The sequence below is a fragment of the Nocardioides sp. Kera G14 genome, from assembly GCF_020715565.1.
Classification (GTDB): Bacteria; Actinomycetota; Actinomycetes; order Propionibacteriales; family Nocardioidaceae; genus Nocardioides.
In genome coordinates this window covers 1036269-1056419 of the sequence record NZ_CP085839.1, presented here as the reverse complement: position 1 = coordinate 1056419, position 20151 = coordinate 1036269, and the positions used below count along the sequence as shown (strand labels likewise).

Annotated in this window: 19 protein-coding genes and 1 tRNA gene; 13 read left to right on the top strand and 7 right to left on the bottom strand. The window is 70.0% G+C overall.

Going from position 1 to position 20151, the window contains the following annotated elements:
• The first annotated feature begins 64 nt into the window (after positions 1–64).
• Positions 65–778: a FadR/GntR family transcriptional regulator gene (locus LH076_RS05295; RefSeq protein WP_227782953.1), complete on the top strand. Its 714-nt coding sequence runs from the start codon at positions 65–67 to the stop codon at positions 776–778.
• Here the strand turns inward: LH076_RS05295 and rho are convergent.
• The 7 genes from rho to argS form a co-directional block, all read right to left on the bottom strand.
• Positions 775–2478 carry a transcription termination factor Rho gene (rho, locus tag LH076_RS05290; RefSeq protein ID WP_415753320.1) on the bottom strand — a complete coding sequence of 568 codons (1704 nt, stop codon included), beginning with the start codon at positions 2476–2478 and terminating at the stop codon, positions 775–777. The two genes, LH076_RS05295 and rho, sit on opposite strands and share 4 nt — an antisense overlap.
• 202 nt (positions 2479–2680) lie before the next feature.
• Complete coding sequence (thrB, locus tag LH076_RS05285) at positions 2681–3586, bottom strand: homoserine kinase (protein ID WP_227782952.1); 906 nt, start codon at positions 3584–3586, stop codon at positions 2681–2683.
• Positions 3579–4646 (bottom strand): threonine synthase, encoded by a 1068-nt coding sequence (gene thrC / locus LH076_RS05280; protein ID WP_227782951.1) that lies wholly within the window; start codon positions 4644–4646, stop codon positions 3579–3581. Before thrC ends, thrB begins: the two co-directional genes overlap by 8 nt.
• Positions 4643–5938: a homoserine dehydrogenase gene (locus LH076_RS05275; protein WP_227782950.1), complete on the bottom strand. Its 1296-nt coding sequence runs from the start codon at positions 5936–5938 to the stop codon at positions 4643–4645. The genes thrC and LH076_RS05275 overlap by 4 nt, the downstream gene beginning before the upstream one ends.
• Before the next feature lie 2 nt (positions 5939–5940).
• Positions 5941–7275: an MFS transporter gene (locus tag LH076_RS05270; RefSeq protein WP_227782949.1), complete on the bottom strand. Its 1335-nt coding sequence runs from the start codon at positions 7273–7275 to the stop codon at positions 5941–5943.
• On the bottom strand, positions 7272–8660 hold the full coding sequence (gene lysA, locus LH076_RS05265) for a diaminopimelate decarboxylase (protein WP_227782948.1): 1389 nt from the start codon (positions 8658–8660) through the stop codon (positions 7272–7274). Before lysA ends, LH076_RS05270 begins: the two co-directional genes overlap by 4 nt.
• Positions 8657–10327, bottom strand: coding sequence for an arginine--tRNA ligase (gene argS / locus LH076_RS05260; RefSeq protein WP_227782947.1), 1671 nt, complete (start codon positions 10325–10327; stop codon positions 8657–8659). The genes lysA and argS overlap by 4 nt, the downstream gene beginning before the upstream one ends.
• Positions 10328–10440: 113 nt before the next feature.
• Between argS and LH076_RS05255 the strand changes: the two genes are divergently transcribed.
• The 12 genes from LH076_RS05255 (at position 10441) to LH076_RS05200 (ending at position 20148) form a co-directional block, all read left to right on the top strand.
• Positions 10441–10513 (top strand) — tRNA-Arg (locus LH076_RS05255).
• 31 nt (positions 10514–10544) lie between these two features.
• A complete protein-coding gene (locus tag LH076_RS05250; protein WP_227782946.1) occupies positions 10545–11138 on the top strand; it encodes an acetoacetate decarboxylase family protein in 594 nt (197 codons plus the stop codon).
• A gap of 27 nt (positions 11139–11165) precedes the next feature.
• On the top strand, positions 11166–11570 hold the full coding sequence (locus LH076_RS05245; protein WP_227782945.1) for a YjbQ family protein: 405 nt from the start codon (positions 11166–11168) through the stop codon (positions 11568–11570).
• Between the two features lie 9 nt (positions 11571–11579).
• On the top strand, positions 11580–12917 hold the full coding sequence (locus LH076_RS05240; RefSeq protein ID WP_227782944.1) for an HNH endonuclease signature motif containing protein: 1338 nt from the start codon (positions 11580–11582) through the stop codon (positions 12915–12917).
• A complete protein-coding gene (locus LH076_RS05235) occupies positions 12905–13432 on the top strand; it encodes a DUF1990 family protein (RefSeq protein WP_227782943.1) in 528 nt (175 codons plus the stop codon). Before LH076_RS05240 ends, LH076_RS05235 begins: the two co-directional genes overlap by 13 nt.
• A 30-nt stretch (positions 13433–13462) precedes the next feature.
• Complete coding sequence (locus LH076_RS05230; RefSeq protein WP_227782942.1) at positions 13463–15058, top strand: bifunctional NAD(P)/FAD-dependent oxidoreductase/class I SAM-dependent methyltransferase; 1596 nt, start codon at positions 13463–13465, stop codon at positions 15056–15058.
• 18 nt (positions 15059–15076) lie between these two features.
• Positions 15077–15250, top strand: coding sequence for a hypothetical protein (locus LH076_RS05225; protein WP_227782941.1), 174 nt, complete (start codon positions 15077–15079; stop codon positions 15248–15250).
• The gene (locus LH076_RS05220; protein WP_227782940.1) at positions 15247–15747 is read left to right on the top strand and encodes a mycothiol transferase; all 501 of its coding nucleotides are present in this window, start codon (positions 15247–15249) and stop codon (positions 15745–15747) included. The genes LH076_RS05225 and LH076_RS05220 overlap by 4 nt, the downstream gene beginning before the upstream one ends.
• Positions 15748–15773: 26 nt before the next feature.
• A complete protein-coding gene (locus LH076_RS05215; RefSeq protein ID WP_227782939.1) occupies positions 15774–17147 on the top strand; it encodes a cystathionine beta-synthase in 1374 nt (457 codons plus the stop codon).
• A complete protein-coding gene (locus tag LH076_RS05210) occupies positions 17144–18241 on the top strand; it encodes a cystathionine gamma-synthase (RefSeq protein WP_227782938.1) in 1098 nt (365 codons plus the stop codon). The genes LH076_RS05215 and LH076_RS05210 overlap by 4 nt, the downstream gene beginning before the upstream one ends.
• Positions 18242–18298: 57 nt before the next feature.
• Positions 18299–19345, top strand: coding sequence for a diacylglycerol kinase (locus LH076_RS05205; RefSeq protein WP_227782937.1), 1047 nt, complete (start codon positions 18299–18301; stop codon positions 19343–19345).
• Positions 19342–20148 carry an SDR family oxidoreductase gene (locus LH076_RS05200; RefSeq protein WP_227782936.1) on the top strand — a complete coding sequence of 269 codons (807 nt, stop codon included), beginning with the start codon at positions 19342–19344 and terminating at the stop codon, positions 20146–20148. Before LH076_RS05205 ends, LH076_RS05200 begins: the two co-directional genes overlap by 4 nt.
• Positions 20149–20151: the final 3 nt, after the last annotated feature.

Below are 20151 nucleotides of genomic sequence, written 5' to 3'. Positions count from 1 at the left end.
AAACGCAAACGTATGCCTTTTTCAAGTAGATCGATCCAATGATCTGCCCATTAAGATCAGCGCTGTGAACGCGCTGCACGGCTCGGTGCTCTCCTCCCTCGGAGTGGCCATCGTCTCCGGAGAGCACCCCGAAGGGTCGGTACTGAACCTCGAGGGTCTCTGCCAGACGTACGGCGTCTCGCGGAGCGTGGCGCGCGAGGCGGTCCGGGTGCTCGAGTCCATGGGCCTGCTCGCGTCCCGGCGGCGGGTCGGCATCACGGTGCAGCCCCGGGCGCAGTGGAACGTCTTCGATCCGCGGGTGATCCGCTGGCGGCTCGACGGGACCGATCGCGTCGCCCAGCTGCTCTCCCTGTCCGAGCTGCGAGTCGGGATCGAGCCGGCCGCCGCGTCGCTCGCCGCCGTACGCGCGACGCCCGAGCAGTGTCGCCAGCTTGCCGCGGCCGTCTCGGACATGGAGGTGCACGGTCGGGCGGGCGACCTCGAGGCCTACCTCGCGGCCGACCAGGCCTTCCACCGCGTGCTGCTGGCCGCCAGCGGCAACGAGATGATCGCCTCACTCGGCGACGTGGTCAGCGAGGTGCTGGGCGGGCGCACCCACCACGGGCTGATGCCGCACCACCCGAATCCGGCGGCGATCGCGCTCCACGAGGAGGTCGCGCGTGCCGTCCGTGCGCAGGACGCGGCGGCGGCCGAGCGTGCGATGCGGAAGATCATCGACGAGGCCGCCGCCGCCCTGTCCGAGCAGCTGGCTCCCCAGGGCGAAACGCCAGGAAGCTAGGAGTCCTCGCCCGGCGTCGTCTTCTGGATCTGCGTCAGGAACTCGATGTTGGTCGAGGTCTTCTTCAGCCGCTCCAGGAGCAGCTCGAGGGCCTGCTGGCCGTCGAGGCCGGAGAGCACGCGCCGGAGCTTCCAGATGATCTGCAGCTCCTCGTTGCTCATCAGGAGCTCCTCACGGCGGGTGCCGGAGGCGACGGCGTCGATCGCCGGGAAGAGCCGCTTCTCCGCGAAGTCGCGGCGCAGGCGGATCTCCATGTTCCCGGTGCCCTTGAACTCCTCGAAGATCACCTCGTCCATCTTCGAGCCGGACTCGACCAGAGCCGTGGCGAGGATGGTGAGCGAACCGCCGTTCTCGATGTTGCGGGCGGCACCGAAGAACTTCTTGGGCGGGTAGAGAGCTGCCGAGTCGACACCGCCCGACAGGATCCGGCCGCTGGCCGGGGCGGCCAGGTTGTAGGCGCGGCCCAAGCGGGTGATGCCGTCGAGGAGTACGACGACGTCGTGGCCGAGCTCGACGAGCCGCTTCGCGCGCTCGATCGCGAGCTCCGCGACGATCGTGTGGTCGGTGGCCGGTCGGTCGAAGGTCGAGGAGATGACCTCACCCTTGACGCTGCGCTCGAAGTCCGTGACCTCCTCGGGACGCTCGTCGACGAGCACGACCATGAGGTGGACCTCGGGGTTGTTGACGGTGATCGAGTTGGCGATCGACTGCATGATCATCGTCTTGCCGGCCTTCGCCGGGGAGACGATCAGGCCGCGCTGGCCCTTGCCGATCGGCGAGGCCAGGTCGATGACGCGGCCGATCATGTTGTCCGGCGTGGTCTCCATCCGGAGGCGGTCGCTGGCGTAGAGCGGAGTCAGCTTGGAGAACTCCACCCGATTGGCGGCGAGCTCGGGAGCAGCGCCGTTGACCGAGTCGATCTTCACCATCGGGTTGAACTTCTGCTTGCTCTCGCCCTCCCGCGGCTGACGCACCTGGCCGGTGATCGCGTCGCCGCGGCGCAGGCCCATCTTGCGGACCATCGGCAGGGAGACGTAGACGTCGTCGGGACCGGGCAGGTAGCCGCTGGTGCGGACGAACGCGTACTGGTCGAGCACGTCGAGGATGCCCGCGGCCGGGACGAGGATGTCGTCCTCACGGATCTCGGTGTCGATGCCACGCGGGTTGCCGGCCGGACGGTCGGCGCGGTCACGTCCGCGGCGGCGGCGGTTGCGACGGGAGCCACCCTCCTCGCCGTCGGTCGACTGACCGGACTGTTGACCGCCCTGCTGGCCGGTCTGGTTCGGCTGGCCGCCCTGCTCGCGGTCCTCACGCTGTTCGCGCTGTTCGCGCTGTTCGCGCTGGGCGGGGGCATTGCCCTGTTGCCTGCTCTGGGCGGGCTGGTTGTTCTGGGCGGGCTGGTTGTTCTGGTTGTTCTGGCCGGTGTTGCGTTGGCGGTCGCGAGGCGCGCGTGGCTCGCGCTGCTCACCCGCGTCGCTGTCGTTCGTCTGCTCGGCAGACTTCTCGGCGGGCTTCTCGGCCTTGTCGACCTTGTCGACCGGCTTCTCCGCGGGCTTCTCGGCCGGCTTCTCCGCCTGCTTCTCGGCCGGTCGTTCGGCCTTGGCGGCCGGACGCGCGGCGCCCTGGGCGCCCTTGATCGCGGCGACCAGGTCGGCCTTCTTCATGGAGCCGGCGCCGGCGATCCCCATGCCGTTGGCCATCGACTTGAGGTCGGCCAGGAGCATGGCGTTGAGCCCGCCGGACTTCTTCTTCGCCGTGGAGGCAGCGTTGTCCGAGGGGGCTTCGATGGTTTCTGTCACGTGAGTCCTTACGTGCTTGTGCAGAGCTCCCGGTCGGCAGTGGCCGAGACATGGCCGTTCGCTGCGTTCGTGCTCGGGAGTGGGCGCCGTACTGTGCGGCGCGTCACGGCGACAGTAGCACGCCCGCGGAGGCCACCTGCAGGGAACGGGCAACCCACCCCGACGGGCAACGCGCAAGCAGGACGTCGGCGTCCTCCGGGGACGTCACGAACGCCAGCACGGTCGGGCCGGCGCCCGAGACGACCGCCGGGACTCCGTCCGCCCGGAGTTCGTCGACGAATGCCAGTGACGTCGGCATCGCGGGGCGGCGGTACTCCTGGTGCAGGAAGTCCTTCGTCGCGCGGTGCAGGTGCTGGGGCTGTCCGGCCAGCGCGGTGACGAGCAGCGCCGCGTTGCCCGAGTTCTGCGCCGCCTCCGCATGCGGTACGTCGACGGGCAGCAGTCCCCGCGCCACCTTGGTCTCCACGCCCGTCGGCGGAATGAAGACCACGACGCCGACGGCCTCGGCAACGGGGGCGTTGACGCTGTGGAAGGTCTCACCCTCGTGGCCCGAGATCGTCAGACCACCGAAGACGGCAGGAGCCACGTTGTCCGGATGTCCCTCGATCGACGCGGCCAGCTCGAAGAGCGCGACGTCGTCCAGCCGCGCCGATCCGTCGACGACGAGCGCACGGGCCAGAGCGAGGCCGCCGACGATGGCCGCCGAAGAGGAACCGAGCCCGCGGGCGTGCGGGATGACGTTGACGCACGACAGCCGCAGGCCGTGCGGCCGGCCACCGAGGGCGTCGAAGGCGGCGTACATCGACTGGATGACGAGGTGGGTCTCGTCGAGCGGGACGGTGTCCGAGCCGGAGCCTTCGACCGAGACCTCGAGGCCTGAGGCGATGACCGAGGCGGTGAGGGTGTCACGCCACTCGAGCGCCAGCCCGAGGGTGTCGTATCCGGGACCGAGGTTCGCCGACGTGGCCGGGACGGTGACGGTGACCGGTCCTGCGACGAAGTCAGACAAGACCGGCGGCCGCAGCAGCAGCGTCGATGTCCGCGTCCACGACGATCTCGCGGACCTCACCGAAGAACTCCAGCGCGGTGGCCGGGTCCTTGAGGCCGTGACCGGTGACGGTGATGACGACCGTGGCCCCGGAGTAGGAGTCACCGGAGGCGAGGTCGTCGAAGAGGCCGGCGACGCCGATGGCCGACGCGGGCTCGACGAAGACGCCCTCGTTGCGGGCCAGGGCGGCCTGCGCCTCGAGGATCTTCTGGTCCGACAGCGCCTTGAACCGGCCACCGGACTCGTCGCGCGCGGCCTCGGCGAGCGCCCACGAGGCGGGGTTGCCGATCCGGATCGCGGTGGCGCGGGTCTCGGGCTCCTCGACCGGGTGGCCGAGCACGAGCGGAGCGGCACCCTCGGCCTGGAAGGCCCGCATGACCGGTCGCTTGGTGGCGTTGCCGGCGGCGGCGTACTGCTTGTAGCCGAGCCAGTAGGCGCTCATGTTGCCGGCGTTGCCGATCGGCATGAGGTGGAAGTCGGGCGCGTCGCCGAGGCGGTCGACGACCTCGAAGGCCGCGGTCTTCTGGCCCTCGAGCCGGACCGGGTTGACCGAGTTGACCAGGGCGACCGGGTACGCCTCGGCGAGACCGCGGGAGAGCTTGAGGCAGTCGTCGAAGTTACCGCGGACACGGATCACCTGGGCGCCGTGGACAAGAGCCTGGGCCATCTTGGACGCACTGATCTTGCCGTCGGGGACGAGCACGATCGGCGTGATGCCGGCCTTGGCGGCGTACGCGGCCATCGCGGCCGACGTGTTGCCGGTCGAGGCGCAGACGCAGGCCATCGCGCCCTCGTGGACGGCGACCGAGACCGCGGCGGTCATGCCGCGGTCCTTGAACGAGCCGGTCGGGTTCTGGCCCTCGACCTTGAGCCAGACCTCCCCGCCGGTGAGGTCGGACAGCCAGCCGGAGTGGACGAGCGGCGTGCCGCCCTCCCCCAGCGTGATCGCAGGGGTGCCGGCGGGGATGTCGAGCAGATCGCGGTACTCCTCGATCACTCCCCTCCACTGGTGCGTACTCATGACTCGAAACCTTCCACACGGAGGACGGAGGCGACGTTGCGGACCTCGGGCATGCCCCGGAGGTCCTCGACGGTCGCGGAGAGATCGGCGTCGAGCGCCGGGTGTGAGACGACGACGAGGAGCGCGTCGTCTCCCTCCCCCTCCTGCCGCACGAGGCGGATGGAGACGCTGTGCTTCGCGAAGACGGTCGCCACCGCGGCCAGCACGCCGGGGACGTCGGCGACGTCGAGGGCGACGTAGTAGGACGTGCGCACGTGTCCCATCGGCAGGATCTCCGCCTGGACGTACGTCGACTCACCGACGCCGCGCACACCGACACGTCGGTTCCGGGCGACCGTGACGAGGTCACCGAGGACCGCACTCGCCGTCGGGGCTCCCCCGGCGCCACGGCCGTAGAACATCAGCTGGCCCGCAGACTCGGTCTCGACGTACACGGCGTTGAAGGCCTCGCGCACGGCGGCCAGCGGGTGGCTGGAGGGCAGCAGGACGGGGTGGACCCGTGTACTGACCGTCGGGCCGTCGGCGGTGTCGGAGAGCTCGCAGATCGCGAGCAGCTTGATCACGGAGTCGATCTGGTGGGCGCCCCAGACGTCGTCGGCGGTGACGGAGCTGATGCCCTCGCGGTAGACGTCGTCGATCGTGACGCGGGTGTGGAAGGCGAGGGTCGAGAGGATCGCGGCCTTGGCGGCGGCGTCGAAGCCTTCGACGTCGAGCGTCGGGTCGGCCTCCAGGAAGCCGAGCTCCTTGGCCTCGGCGGCGACGACGTCGAAGTCGCTGCCCTCGCGGTCCATCTTGTCGAGGATGTAGTTGGTCGAGCCGTTGACGATGCCGAGCACGCGGCGGACGCGGTCGCCGGCGAGCGACTCACGCAGCGGGCGCAGCAGCGGGATCGCGCCGGCGACGGAGGCCTCGAAGAAGATGTCGCGGTCGGCCTTCTCGGCGGCGGCGAAGAGCGTCGAGGCGTCCTCGGCCAGGAGCGCCTTGTTGGCAGTGACGACGCTTGCGCCGGACTCGAGGGCGGCGAGGATGAGCGAGCGGGCGGGCTCGATGCCGCCGATCAGCTCGATGACGACGTCGACACCGCTGGTCACGAGGGCGCGGGCGTCGGTCGTGAGCAGCTCGCGTGGGATGTCGAAGTCACGCTTCGCGTCGAGGTCGCGCACGGCCACGCCGGTCAGCTCGAGTGGAGCACCGACGCGCGCCTCGAGGTCGGTCGCCTGCTCGGTGAGCAGCCTCACCACCTGGGAACCGACAGAACCGCCGCCCAGGAGGGCGACCTTGAGGGGAGGCATGGTCACAGGCTATCGGCGGTAGGGCCCGGTTGCCGAAGTCGCAGGGCAGGCCACGAGGCCGCGGCGGCCAGGGCGCCCGCCGCTACCACGAGGACCACCGCCCCGTGGACGGGGTGGGAGGCGGCGTACGCGGCGAAGACGGCACTGCCGAGGGCGAGCACGAGCGCCTGCACCAGTGCGTCGTTGAGCTGCAGCGCCGACGATGCCCGACCGTGCTCAGACTCCGGCGCCGCCTCGAGCGTCAGGACGCCGAGAGTGGAGAAGGCCATGCCGATGCCCAGACCTGCGACGCCCCATGAGCCGATCGGGATCGCCAGCGGCACCGCGTCGACGGCCACGAGCGCGAAGCCGAGGACGCCGACGGCGAGGGCCGCCACCCCCAGGCGCACGCCGACGACGGGATCACCCAGGATGCCGAGTCGTCGGCCGGCGAGCCACGAGCCGAGGAACCAGGTGACGGCACCAGCGGTGAGTGCCCAGCCTGCGTGACTGAGGCTGAGGCCGCGGTCGAGGTGCAACAGCAAAGGGATGTAGGCCTCCGCACCGGCGAAAGCAGCACCGATCAGGCCGCGGGTGCCGATGATGCTGGGCAGTCCGCGGCCGCCGCTCCAGGTCCGTGCGGGCAACAGGGAGCGTCCGGCCAGTACCGCACAGGCGACACCGACCGTGAGCAGCGGCACCCGGATCACGACGTCGACCTGGCCGGCAACGCTGACCAGCAGTACGCCGAGCGCCGCCCCGGCCGCGCTGTGGAAGGTGTCGAGCGAGAACGGCGCGTGCCCGCTGCCGCCGCCGGTTGCCGCGGCACGGACGAGCAGCCACGCGACCAGGGCCAGCACGGGAATGCCGAGGAAGACCCATCGCCAGCCTGCGACGTCGGCGACGGTCGCTGCGAGCACCGGACCGACGAGTGCGGGGAGGATCCAGGCTGCGGAGAGGACGGTGAAGGCCCGTGGGCGCAGCTCTTCCGGGTAGGCCTGTGCGACGACGACGTACAGGCCGACGGAGTAGGCGCCGGCGCCGAGGCCCTGCAGGAGGCGGCCGCCCAGAAAGATCATCATCGTCGGGGCCGCGCCACACAGCAGGCAGCCGGTGGCGAAGACGGCGACGCCGAGCGCGATCGCGGGGCCGGGGCCACGACGGTCGATCCACGGGCCGGCGACCGTCAGTGCGAGCACCTGTCCGGCCATCGGTGCCGCGAAGGCCACGGCATAGAGCGACAGCCCATCGAGGTCGGCGGCGACGTCGGGCATGACGGTCGCGACCGCGAGCGCCTCGAAGGCGAAAAGGAACGCGAGGCAGAAGACCCCGACCGTCGTGCGGGCGTACGCCCTCACCCGAGGTCGGTGGTGAGCAGGTCCTCGACGGTCTCCCGGCGCACGAGCGTGCGGGCGACGCCGTCCTTGACGGCGACGACGGGCGGGCGCAGGGCGTGGTTGTAGTTCGACGCCATCGAGCGGCCGTAGGCGCCGGTTGCCGGGACGGCGACGAGGTCACCGGGGCGGATGTCGGAGGGCAGGAACTCGTCCTTGACCACGATGTCGCCCGACTCGCAGTGCTTGCCGACGATGCGCGCCACCACGGGCGCCGCGTCGCTCGTGCGGGACGCGAGGGTCGCCGAATAGTCCGCGTCGTAGAGCGCGGTACGGATGTTGTCGCTCATGCCGCCGTCGACGCTGACGTAGGTACGGGTGTGGCCGCCGTCGAGCGCGACCTGCTTGACCGTGCCGACGGTGTAGACGGTGCACATGCTCGGCCCGACGATGGCACGGCCCGGCTCGATCGAGAGATGCGGCTCCTCGATGCCCAGCCCACGGCACTCCTGCGTGACGATCTCGCGCATGCCGGCGGCCAGCTCGACCGGGGGCTTGGGGTCGTCCTGGCTGGTGTAGGCGATGCCGAAGCCGCCGCCGAGGTCGGTCTCGGGCATGACGTGGCCGAGCTCGTGGGCGATCTTCGCGTGCAGGGCGAGCACGCGGCGGGCCGCGACCTCGAAGCCGGCGGTGTCGAAGATCTGCGAGCCGATGTGGCTGTGCAGCCCGCGCAGGTCGATGCCGGGGTGCTCCAGGATCCGCCGGGCGGCCCCGAAGGCATCGCCGCTGCTGATCGAGAAGCCGAACTTCTGGTCCTCGTGCGCGGTGGCGATGAACTCGTGGGTGTGGGCCTCGACGCCCGCGGTCACACGGATCATGACGCGTGCCGGCGTACCGGTTTCGGCGGTGATGGCGCCGATCCGCTCGATCTCGTCGAAGGAGTCGACAATGATCCTCCCGACGCCGGCGATGATCGCGCGGCGAAGCTCCATCGCCGTCTTGTTGTTGCCGTGGTAGCCGATCCGCTCGGGATCGAAGCCGGCGCGCAGGGCGACCGTGAGCTCGCCGTCGGAGCAGACGTCGAGGCAGAGGCCCTCCTGATCGATCCAGCGGGCGACCTCGGTGCAGAGGAAGGACTTGCCGGCGTAGTAGACGTCGGCAGGAGCGAACGCCTCCTTGAAGGCACGGGCCCTGCTGCGGAAGTCGTCCTCGTCGAGGATGAAGGCGGGCGTGTTGACGTTGGCGACCAGCTCCGGGATGGAGAGGCCGCCGACGTACAGGTCGCCGTCACGCTTCTCTGCCGTCTGCGACCACAGGTGGGGCATCAGGTCGTTGACGTCGTCGGGCTCCTTGAGCCAGACCGGACTCGTGCCGGTGAAGGACCCCGGGCTGACGTGGCTGTTGTTCACATCCGCTCCGGAGCGCTCACGCCGAGGAGGCCCAGGCCGTTGGCCAGGACGGTACGGGTCGCCTCGACCAGCGCGAGGCGGGCCCGGTGCAGGTCGCCGGCCTCCTCGTCGCCCTGCGGCAGTACGCGGCACTGGTCGTAGAACCGGTGGTAGAGCGCCGCAGTGTCCTCGAGATAGCGGGCGACGCGGTGCGGCTCGCGCAGGTTCGCGGAGCTCGCGACGACGCGCGGGAACTCCGCCAGGGCGCGCAGGAGCACGCCCTCCGTGTCGTGGGTGAGCAGCTCGAGGTGCTCGGTGGAGAGCGTGACGCCGAGGTCGACGGCATTGCGGATGATCGAGCTCATCCGGGCGTGGGCGTACTGCACGTAGTAGACCGGGTTGTCACTCGAGGCCTTGGTGATCTCGGCGATGTCGAGGGTCAGCGGGCTGTCGGCGGGATAGCGCGCGAGGCTGTAGCGCAGGGCGTCGACGCCGATCTCCTGGGCGAGCTCGTCGAGGGTCACGATGTTGCCGGCGCGCTTGGAGAGCTTGACCTCCTCGCCGTTCTTCATGATCTTCACGAGCTGCCCGATGAGCACCTCGATGTTCCGCTGCGGGTCGTCGCCGGCGCAGGCGGCCATGGCCTTGAGACGGCCGACGTAGCCGTGATGGTCGGCGCCCAGCAGGTAGATGCAGCGGTCGAAGCCACGGCTGCGCTTGTTGAGGTAGTACGCCGTGTCGGAGGCGAAGTAGGTGAGCTCACCGTCGGACTTGATCAGGACGCGGTCCTTGTCGTCACCGAAGTCGGTGGTGCGCATCCACAGCGCGCCGCCGTCCTCGTAGACGTGGCCGAGCTCCTCGAGCTTCTTCAGCGTGTGGGGAACGCCGCCGTTCTCCTGATCGGCCTCGTGGAGGCTGAGCTCGGAGAACCAGACGTCGAAGTGGGTGTTGAAGCCCTCGAGCTGCTCCTGCTGCTCCTTGAGCTGGAGCTCGTAGCCCTTGGCCCGCACCGCGACGAGTCGCTCCTCCTCGGGCAGCTCGAAGATGCCGGGCTGCGCCTCGCCGACCGCCTTGGCGAGGTCGTCGATGTAGGCGCCGGCATAACCGCCCTCCGGCGTCGGCCGGCCCGTCGCCGCGGCGATGATCGAGCTGGCGAAGTGGTTCATCTGGACACCGCGGTCATTGATGTAGAACTCGCGGGTCACCTCCGCGCCGGCGGCGCTGAGGACGCGGCCGATCGCGTCACCCAGGACGGCCCAGCGGGTGTGACCGAGGTGGAGCGGGCCGGTCGGGTTGGCCGAGATGAATTCGACGTTGATCTTCTCCCCCGCGAGGGCGTCGTTGTCGCCGTACGACGAGCCGGAGGCGAGCACCTGCGCGGCGATCTCGCCCTGCGCACCCGCCTCGACCGTGATGTTGAGGAAGCCCGGGCCGGCGATCTCGACGTCCGCCACACCCTCGGCGTCCTTGAGCCGCACGGCGACGAGCTCGGCCAGTGCGCGCGGGTTGGTGCCCGCCTTCTTGGCGAGCTGCATCGCGATGTTCGTCGCATAGTCGCCGTGCCCCTTCTGACGCGGGCGCTCGACCGTGACCGTGGTCGGAACGCCGTCAGGAAGGGTGAGGTCGCCACTCGTCGCGAGGTCGCGGAGGACATCGACGATGGCTGAGGAGAGCTGCTCGGGGGTCACCGGGCAAGCCTATCGGCGCGCTCTGCGTGCCAACGACCCGGTTTCGCCGCCCTCCCACGATGCCCTGTAGTGTCGTCCCGCACCGGCCCGGCGAAATGCCGCGCCCGTGCGTTGCCTCCGTAGCTCAGGGGATAGAGCACTGGTTTCCGGTACCAGGTGCCGCAGGTTCGAATCCTGCCGGGGGCACAAAATGTGGAACACGTTCTAGTGTGTGCGCATGGTCGAGTCCTATCCCGCACCGCCGTGGAACATGGTCGGACAGCTCTGGCTGTCCCTCTTCCGCGTCTCCGAGCCCGTCGACGAGCAGCGACCGAAGGGCATGTACGGCGTCGCCCTGGTCTCCTACGAGCCCGGCAGCCCGCTGACCTATTCCGAGCTGCTCGTGGCCCGGGTCGCCGACAAGCCGCACAAGGGCGTCACGGTCACGGACATCTGGGTGGACTCCCCCGCCTCCATGGCCGGCGGGCGAGAGCTCTGGGCGATTCCCAAGGAGCTCGCCGACTTCACGCTGAAGCGGAATGAGGGCCGGCTCGTCGACCGGGCGCAGTGGTCGGTGAGCGCCGAGGCCCGGCAACTCGCGGCAGCTCGGTTCCGTGACACCTCGCGCGTCGCCGTACGCCTTCCGTTCTCGGGGGACACGGTGCAGCCACGTGATGGAGACTGGGTGACCGCGTCTCTGACAGGAAGCTCGCGCGCGCTGCCCTGCCTGGGGTCCTGGGAGTTCGCCGCTGACGGCCCACTCTCCTGGCTCGCCGGCCGCCGCCCGCTGCTGTCGGTGCGGATGCGCGACTTCCGGATGTCCTTCGGCTGAGGTGGATCCGGCGGGCACACTGCACGTATGGACAGCGAGACCCGGACCTACCGCACCGGAGACCGCGAGGTCGTCCTCGACCTCACGCGGGACTGTGCCTCCTTCGCCTCCGGTCGCGGCGACGGGCTGCTCAACCTCTTCGTGCCTCACGCCACGGCGGGCCTGGCGATCATCGAAACCGGTGCCGGCAGCGACGACGACCTCCTCGCCGCGGTGGGCGAGCTTCTACCGGCCGACGACCGCTGGCAGCACCGGCACGGCTCCCGCGGCCACGGCCGCTCCCACGTGATGCCCGCGCTGATTCCGCCCTACGCCACCGTGCCGGTGGTCGGTGGCGAGCTGATGCTCGGCGCCTGGCAGAGCATCTGCCTCGTCGACCTCAACGTCGACAACTCGGACCGTGAGGTCCGCTTCAGCTTCCTCGCCGGCTGACGCGAGTCCATGACCTCGGGCTCCGCAGCAGCCGTCGCATCCGGTGATGCCGACGACAGCGCCGCTGTCTTCGCCGAGTTCCGGGCCTCCCAGAAACGCGCCCAGCGTGAGGAGGCGACCCAGATCAAACTCGCCGCCCAGTACGCCTCCTTCCACGAAGTCACCGACTGGCAGCACGCCGCCCCCCTCTTGGAGAAGGACGAGGAGATCCCCGGCTCCGAAGGCGAGTTGTTGTTGGGTGGCGACGGAGGCACCTGGGTCACCGAGTTCGCCGTCGCCGAGTTCGCTGCCTCCACCGGCCGCACCCTCCGCTCGGGGCGGCTCTTCTTGGCCCAGGCCATCGAGCTCGTCCACCGCCTACCGCGCGTGTGGGCCGGCGTACAGGCAGGTCGCGTCGATGGGTGGCGGGCCCGACGGATCGCCGACGCCACCATGACCCTGCCGCGGGAAGCCGCCGCGTGGGTCGACGGCCAGGTCGCGTCCCGCGCCCAGAAGGTCGGTCTCGCCACCCTGGACCGGCTCGTCGAGGAAGCCATCGCCCGGTTCGACCCCGAGCAACTCGTCGAGGACGAAGCCCACGAGCTCGCCGCCCGCCACGTCACCTCTCACCTACCCCGTCACGGATCCGCCACGACCATGGAGATGACCAGCCGGCTCGATATCGACGACGGACTCGCGTTCGACGCCGTCCTGGACGACATTGCCGACCAGATCGACCCCAGCCTCCCCAAAGCCGTCCGACGCTCGATGGCGGTCGGGATGCTCGCCCGTGGCGAAGTAGCTTTCAACCACCAGACCACCGACGGCCAAGGCAGCAAGGCGACGGTCACTGTGGAGCCCCCGACGTTGAACTTGGTCGTCCGCGTCGCCGAGGGCGACACCATCGCCTCGGTCCACACGCTGACCGGGCAGCGCCTCGGGATGGTGTCCGTGGCCCAACTGCAGCGCTGGGCCAGTCACTCCAAGATCGTCGTGAAACCTGTGCTCGACCTCAACGTCGAAGCCGTCTCAACCGGTCGGTTCGCTGCCGGCCGGCTCCGCGACCAGGTCATCGAACTGCACCGGACCTGCGCCTTCCCGCACTGCAACCGCCCCGCCGAGGCCTGCGACCTCGACCACACCGACGCATGGACCGAGGACGGACCACCCGACCAGACCCGGACCGGCAACCTCGCCTGCCTGTGCCGACATCACCACCGCGTGAAGACCCACACCGCCTGGCGCTACCGACAACTCGAACCCGGCGTCCATGAATGGACCAGCCCCCACGGCCTGACCTTCATCGTCGACCGCAACGGCACCACCGACCTCGGCGGGCCTGACACGATGCCCGGGTGCGCCTCCTGAGCGAAACCGAGCAACGTCGCCTACGACAGCTGCCGCTGACGTACGACGAGATCGGCATGAGCCTCGCCGCCGACCTGCCCCTCGGTTATCGGCATGTCCGACGATCGGTGCCCCTCCCTCCGACGACGGAGTGGTCCCAGGCCACGAAGGCGCTGTTCGCCTGGCAGGTTCAGGAGGGCGCGGGACTCACCGTGCGCGCCTCGGGCCAGGTCGAGCAGGGTGCGGTCGTCGAGATGCGGCTCGGAGTCGGGCCTGTCGCCGCACGGCCTCGATGTCTCGTCGTCGCCGTCATCGATGAGCCCGATCGAGTCGGGTTCGCCTACGGCACCTTGGAGGGCCACCCTGAATCAGGCGAGGAGGCGTTCCTCATCACCCGCACCTCTGAGGGCATCCAGTTCCGGGTCACGGCCTTCTCCCGACCGGCAACCGCACTGGGTCGACTGGCCAAGCCTGTCGCTGAACGCGTTCAGGACGCCATCACCGAACGCTACCTACGGGCTCTGTCACAGCCCTAGCTCTCGGGCCCGAGCCGTAGCCTCGTGCGCATGAGCCATGCGCACGACCACAGCACCGCGCCGCAGCAGCACCGCTCGGCCGAACGCCACGTCGACGTGTGCGTGATCGGCGGCTCAGCCGCTGGTCTAGGCGCGGCGCTGCAGCTCAGCCGCCAGCGGCGTTCCGTGATCGTCGTCGACTCCGGCGAGCCCCGCAATGCCCCGGCGTCCCACATGCACGGTTATCTCGGCCACGAGGGCCTCCCGCCGGAGGAGCTCACTGCGCTCGGCCGCGAGGAGGTCCGCAGCTACGGCGGCGAGATCCTGTCCGGCGTCGTGACCCGCGTGACGCAGGTGGACGACGGCCCCTTCCGGGTCGAGCTGGAGGGCGACGTCTCGGTCGTGGCCCGCCGCGTGCTGGCCGCGACCGGACTGGCCGACGAACTGCCGGACATCGAGGGCATCGCCTCGCACTGGGGACGGGACGTGATCCAGTGCCCGTTCTGCCACGGCCACGAGGTCCGTGATCAGCGCATCGTCCAGGTCATCAACCACCCCATGGGCCTGCATGCGGCCCAGATCTTCGCACATCTCACCGACCGGCTCACCGTGGTGGTCCCGGCGTCGGTCGACGTCGACCCGGAGAAGGTCGACCACTTCGAGGGCGCCGGCGTCTCCGTCGTACGGGCTGAGGCGCGGCGCATCGTCGACGGACCGACAGGAGAGCTGCAGGCCCTCGAACTCGACAACGGCGAGTCGGTCGCCGCCGACGTCCTCGTGGTCGGGTCGCGGTTCCGTGCGCGGGTGGAGCCGCTGAAGCCGCTCGGCCTCACCGCCGAGCCGGATCCCAGTGGCCTCGGCGATGCTCTCGCCGTCGACGAGCTGGGCCAGACGACGGTGCAGGGCGTCTTCGCCGCCGGCAACATCACCGACCCGAGCCACCAGGTGCTGCACGCGGCCGGTCACGGCACCAAGGTCGGCGCGATGATTGCGTCCGACCTCGCCGCCGAGGACCTCAGGACCGCGGCACGCCCCTCTCCTGGCGAGGCCGACTGGGACCACCGCTACAGCGGCGACCAGATCTGGAGCGGCCACCCGAACGGCTCACTCGTCGACGAGATGTCCGACGTCACGCCCGGACGCGCCCTCGACGTCGGTGCCGGTGAGGGCGGCGACGCCCTCTGGCTGGCCCGACAGGGCTGGACCGTGACCGCCGCGGACGTCTCGGCGAACGCGCTGGAGCGGACCGCAGCGGCCGCCGAGCAGCACGGTCTCGACGTCGCCTGTCTGCATGCTGACGCCAACGGCCGGCAGCCCTTCCCCGCCGACGAGTTCGACCTGGTGACCGCCCACTACGCATCGATCCCTCGCACGCCGGACCGTCGTGCGATCCGCAACATCCTTGCGGCCGTCACTCCCGGAGGAACCCTGCTGATCGTCAACCACGACCTCACGGATCTCGAGCAGGACGCGCCCCGTCCACAGGCGTTCGACCCCGACGCGTACGTCCGGATCGAGGACTTCCTCGACGAGATGGCCGAGGGCTGGCAGGTCGAGGTCAACGAGATGCGGCCCCGCGACCACGGCACGGCCGCCTCGCACCACGTCAACGACCTCGTCCTCCGTGCGCGGCGCGCGCTTGCCTGATCGTGTGAGACTCAGGGCATGGCACTGTCATTGCGCTGCCCCTGCGGCGAGCGGATCGTGGACTTCAACGACACCTTCGTCGAGACGGTCCAGAAGCACCTGAGCGAGGCCCACGAGGGCCGCAGCTATGACGCGGACCAGATCATGGCGTTCGCGATGCCGACCGACGACAAGAACGTCCCGGCCCGATGACACCGATCGAGCTGCTGAAGGAGGCCTTCGGACGGCTCGAGGAGGCCGTCCCTGAGGTCGTCGACGGGCTCACCGACGAGCAGTTGACCCACCGTGTCGGACCCCAGGCCAACACGATCGCGTGGCTGGTCTGGCACCTGACCCGCGTCCAGGACGACCACATCGCCGACGTGGCCGGCACCGAGCAGGTCTGGACCTCCCAGGGCTTCGCCCGCGACTTCGACCTGCCGTTCGACGACGCCGCCCATGGATACGGCCAGACGACCGAGGAGGTCGGGCAGGTACGCGCCACGGCTGAGCAGTTGTCGGCGTACTTCCGGGCGACGTACGCCGCCACCGTGGCCTATCTCGACACCCTCACCCCCGAGGATCTCGACCGTGTCGTCGACACGCGATGGGATCCTCCGGTGACGCTCGGCGTGCGGCTCGTCAGCGTCGTCAACGACGACACCCAGCACCTCGGCCAGGCGGCGTTCGTACGGGGACTGCTGGCCTGACCACAGATCAGGCAAGAATGGTGCCCATGCGCATCGCAGACAACGTCGTCGAGCTCGTGGGCAACACCCCGCTCGTCCGACTCTCCAAGGTGGTCCCACAAGGACCCGTCGTCGCCGCCAAGGTCGAGTACCTCAACCCCGGCGGCAGCAGCAAGGACCGCATCGCCGCCGCGATGGTCGACGACGCCGAGAAGGCCGGCCTGCTCCAGCCCGGCGGCACGATCGTCGAGCCGACGTCCGGCAACACCGGCGTGGGTCTGGCACTGGTCGCGCAGCAGCGGGGTTACAAGTGCATCTTCGTCTGCCCCGACAAGGTGAGCGAGGACAAGCGCAACGTTCTGAAGGCGTACGGCGCCGAGGTGGTCGTCTGCCCGACCGCGGTCCCTCCCGAGCACCCCAGCAGCTACTACAACGTCTCCGACCGCCTCGCCGCCGAGCCCGGCGCGTGGAAGCCGGACCAGTACTCCAACCCGGCCGGACCGCGCTCGCACTACGAGACCACCGGCCCGGAGATCTGGCACGACACCGACGGTAGGGTCACGCACTTCGTGGCGGGCGTCGGCACCGGCGGCACGATCACCGGCACGGGCCGCTACCTCAAGGAGGTGAGCGGCGGGAAGGTCAAGGTCATCGGTGCCGACCCCGAGGGCTCGGTCTACTCCGGCGGCACCGGCCGTCCCTACCTCGTCGAGGGCGTCGGCGAGGACTTCTGGCCGAGCGCCTACGACCCCGAGATCGCGGACGAGATCATCGCCGTGAGCGATGCCGATGCGTTCGAGATGACCCGTCGCCTCGCCCGCGAGGAGGGCCTCCTCGTCGGTGGTTCCTGCGGCATGGCCGTCGTGGCGGCTGCGAAGGTCGCCGAGACCGCGGGCCCGGACGCCGTCATCGTCGTCCTGCTTCCCGATGGTGGTCGTGGCTACCTCTCCAAGGTCTTCAACGACGAGTGGATGCGCTCCTACGGCTTCCTGCGCACGACTCTGGACGGCCACGAGCCGGAGACGCCGACCGTGGGCCAGGTGCTGCGCGCCAAGTCCGGCGAGATGCCGGCGCTCGTCCACACCCACCCGTCGGAGACGATCCGCGACGCGATCGAGATCCTCCGCGAGTACAACGTGAGCCAGATGCCGGTCGTCGGCGCCGAGCCGCCCGTCGTCATGGGCGAGGTCGCCGGCTCCGTCAGCGAGCGCGCGCTGCTCGACCTCGTCTTCACCGGCAAGGCGCACCTGACCGACGCCGTCGGCCAGCACATGGAGCCGCCGCTCCCGCTCATCGGATCCGGCCAGCTCGCCAGCGAGGCCGTCGACCTCCTGATCGAGAGTGACGCCCTGATGGTCGTCGACGACGGCAAGCCCCTCGGCGTGATCACGCGCCACGACCTGTTGGGAGTGCACAAGTGACCGAGACCCCAGGCTTCTCCACCCGCGCCATCCACGCCGGCCAGGAGCCGGACCCCCGCACCGGTGCCGTCAACGTGCCGATCTACGCCTCGTCGACCTTCGCCCAGGACGGCGTCGGCGGACTGCGCGAGGGCTTCGAGTACGCCCGCACCGGCAACCCCACCCGACGCGCGCTCGAGACAGCGATCGCGGCCCTCGAGGGCGGCACCCACGGCCGGGCCTTCTCCTCCGGCATGGCGGCGACCGACGCCGCCCTGCGATCCATGCTGCGGCCGGGTGACCACCTGGTCATCCCCAACGACGCGTACGGCGGCACCTTCAGGCTGATCGACAAGGTGCTCACCCACTGGGGGATCACCTACTCCGTCGCACCCGTCGACGACCCGCACGCGATCGCCGAGGCGATCACGCCGGAGACCAAGGTCGTGTGGATCGAGTCTCCGACCAACCCCCTGCTCAACGTCGCCGACATCGCCGCCGTCGCCGAGGTCGCCCACAACGCCGGCGCGAAGCTCGTCGTGGACAACACCTTCGCGACGCCGTACTACCAGCAGCCGCTCGCGCTCGGCGCCGATGTGGTTCTCCACTCGACGACGAAGTACCTCGGCGGCCACTCCGACGTCGTCGGCGGCGCACTGGTCACCGACGACCCCGAGCTGGACGCGGCCTTCGGCTTCCTGCAGAACGGCGCCGGCGGTGTGCCGAGTCCGTTCGACGTCTTCCTCACGCTCCGCGGGCTCAAGACGCTCTCGGTGCGGATGGACCGACACACGGCGAACGCCGCCGCGATCGTCGAGCTCCTCCAGGGCCACGAGAGCATCTCCGAGGTCCGCTGGCCGGGGTACGCCGGGATGGTCTCGATCCGGCTCTCGGGGGGCCGCGAGGCGGCTCTCGACATGTGCAAGAAGCTCGAGCTCTTCACCCTCGCCGAGAGCCTCGGCGGCGTCGAGTCGCTCGTCGAGCTGCCCGCGGCCATGACGCACGCCTCCACTGCCGGCTCACTGCTCGAGGTGCCCGACGACCTCGTCCGGCTCAGCGTCGGCATCGAGGACGTCGAGGACCTGCTCGAGGATCTGCGCCGGTCACTTCGCTGACCTCCTGGGCACGACAGGCCTTGTGAGCTAGAACACGTTCTAGCTACTGTCGGCGGCATGTTGCGTGTCGCTGTATGGTCCACGGGCACCGTCGCCCGCCATGCCATCGCCGGGGTGCTCGCGCACCCGGAGATGGAGCTGGTCGGGGTCTGGACCTCGACCCCGGAGAAGGAGGGGACGCCGTACGGCGACGTACGGGCGACCACCGACCGGGACGCGATCCTGGCCCTGAAGCCGGACTGCATCGTGCACGCCGCGATGACGGACGACCGGATCTTCGAGGCGATCGACGACCTGCGCTCCTTCCTGGATGCAGGCGTCAACGTGGTCTCATCCGGGCCGGTCGTCCTGGTGTGGCCGTGGGGCACGTTTCCCGACACGGTGATCGACCCGCTGGTGAAGGCGGGCGTCGCCAACGACGCCACGCTCCACGTCAACGGCATCGACCCCGGCTTCGCCAATGACCTGCTGCCACTCGCGCTCTCGTCCCTCTCCCAGCGGATCGACCACCTCCGCGTCAGCGAGATCGCCGACTACTCGACCTACTACCAACCGGTCGTCATGCGCGACCTCTTCGGCTTCGGCCAGCCGCTCGACGCCCGGCCGATGCTGTGGGAGCCCGGCATCCTCTCCACGGCATGGGGCCCCGTCGTGCGCCTCCTGGCCGCCGGCCTCGGGGTGACGCTGGACGAGCCCTTGGTCGAGTACGTCGAGCGCCGACCCGCTCCGCGCGACATCTCGACCCTCAGCGTGGAGATCTCCGAGGGCACGATGGCCTCGGTCCTCTTCCGTGTCGTCGGCACCGTCGACGGCGTCCCGCGGATCACCCTGCAGCACGTGACCCGCTGCTCCCCCGAGCTCGAACCCGACTGGCCCACGCCCACCAAGGGAGACGGCTGCTACCGGGTCGAGTTCGAGGGCGAGCCCACGATGTCACTCGAGTTCAGCCACCACGGCGAACACGGCGACCACAACGTCAGCGGCATGATCATCACCGCCCAACGACTCGTGAACGCGATCCCGGCCGTCGTCGCCGCGGCACCCGGCCTGGCCACCCCGCTCGACCTGCCACTGGTCACCGGTCGCGGGCTCGTGGCCCGGTGAGCATCCTCGACCGATTCCGGCTCGATGGGTACGTCGCGATCGTCACCGGCGCGGGCCGCGGCATCGGCGCGGCGACCGCCGTGGCCCTCGCCGAAGCGGGGGCGGATCTGCTGATCGCGGCCCGCACGCCATCGCAGCTCGAGGAGGTCGCGGAGCGGATCCGCGGTGTGGGGCGCCGGGCTGTCGTCGTACCGGCCGACCTTGCCGATCTCGAGACGGTCGCGTCGCTGCCACGGCGGGCCGTCGACGAGCTCGGCCGCCTCGACGTGGTGGTCAACAATGTCGGCGGCACGATCCCCAACGCCTTCCTGGACACCGGCGCCGCCTACCTGGAGGAGGCGTTCCGGTTCAACGTCTCGACGGCGCACGCGCTCACGCACGCGGCGGTGCCGCTGATGCTCGAGTCCGTCGACGGACAGCACCAGAAGTCCGTGACGAGCATCAGCTCGATGATGGGGCGTACGGCGGCCCGCGGCTATCTCGCCTACGGGACGGCGAAGGCGGCATTGGCCCACTGGAGTCGCCTGGCCGCGACCGATCTGGCGCCACGGATCCGCGTCAACGGGATCTACGTGGGCTCGGTGATGACGAGCGCTCTCGAGTTCGTGGCCGGCGTCCCGGAGACGCGGGCCGAGATGGAGCAGAAGACTCCTCTGGGGCGGATCGGCGAGGCGGAGGACATCGCCGCGGCGGTCCTCTACCTCGCCTCACCAGCTGGTCAGTATGTGACCGGGAAGCTGCTCGAGGTCGACGGTGGGATCCAGGAGCCCAACCTCGACCTGCGGCTGCCCGACCTGCACTAGCAG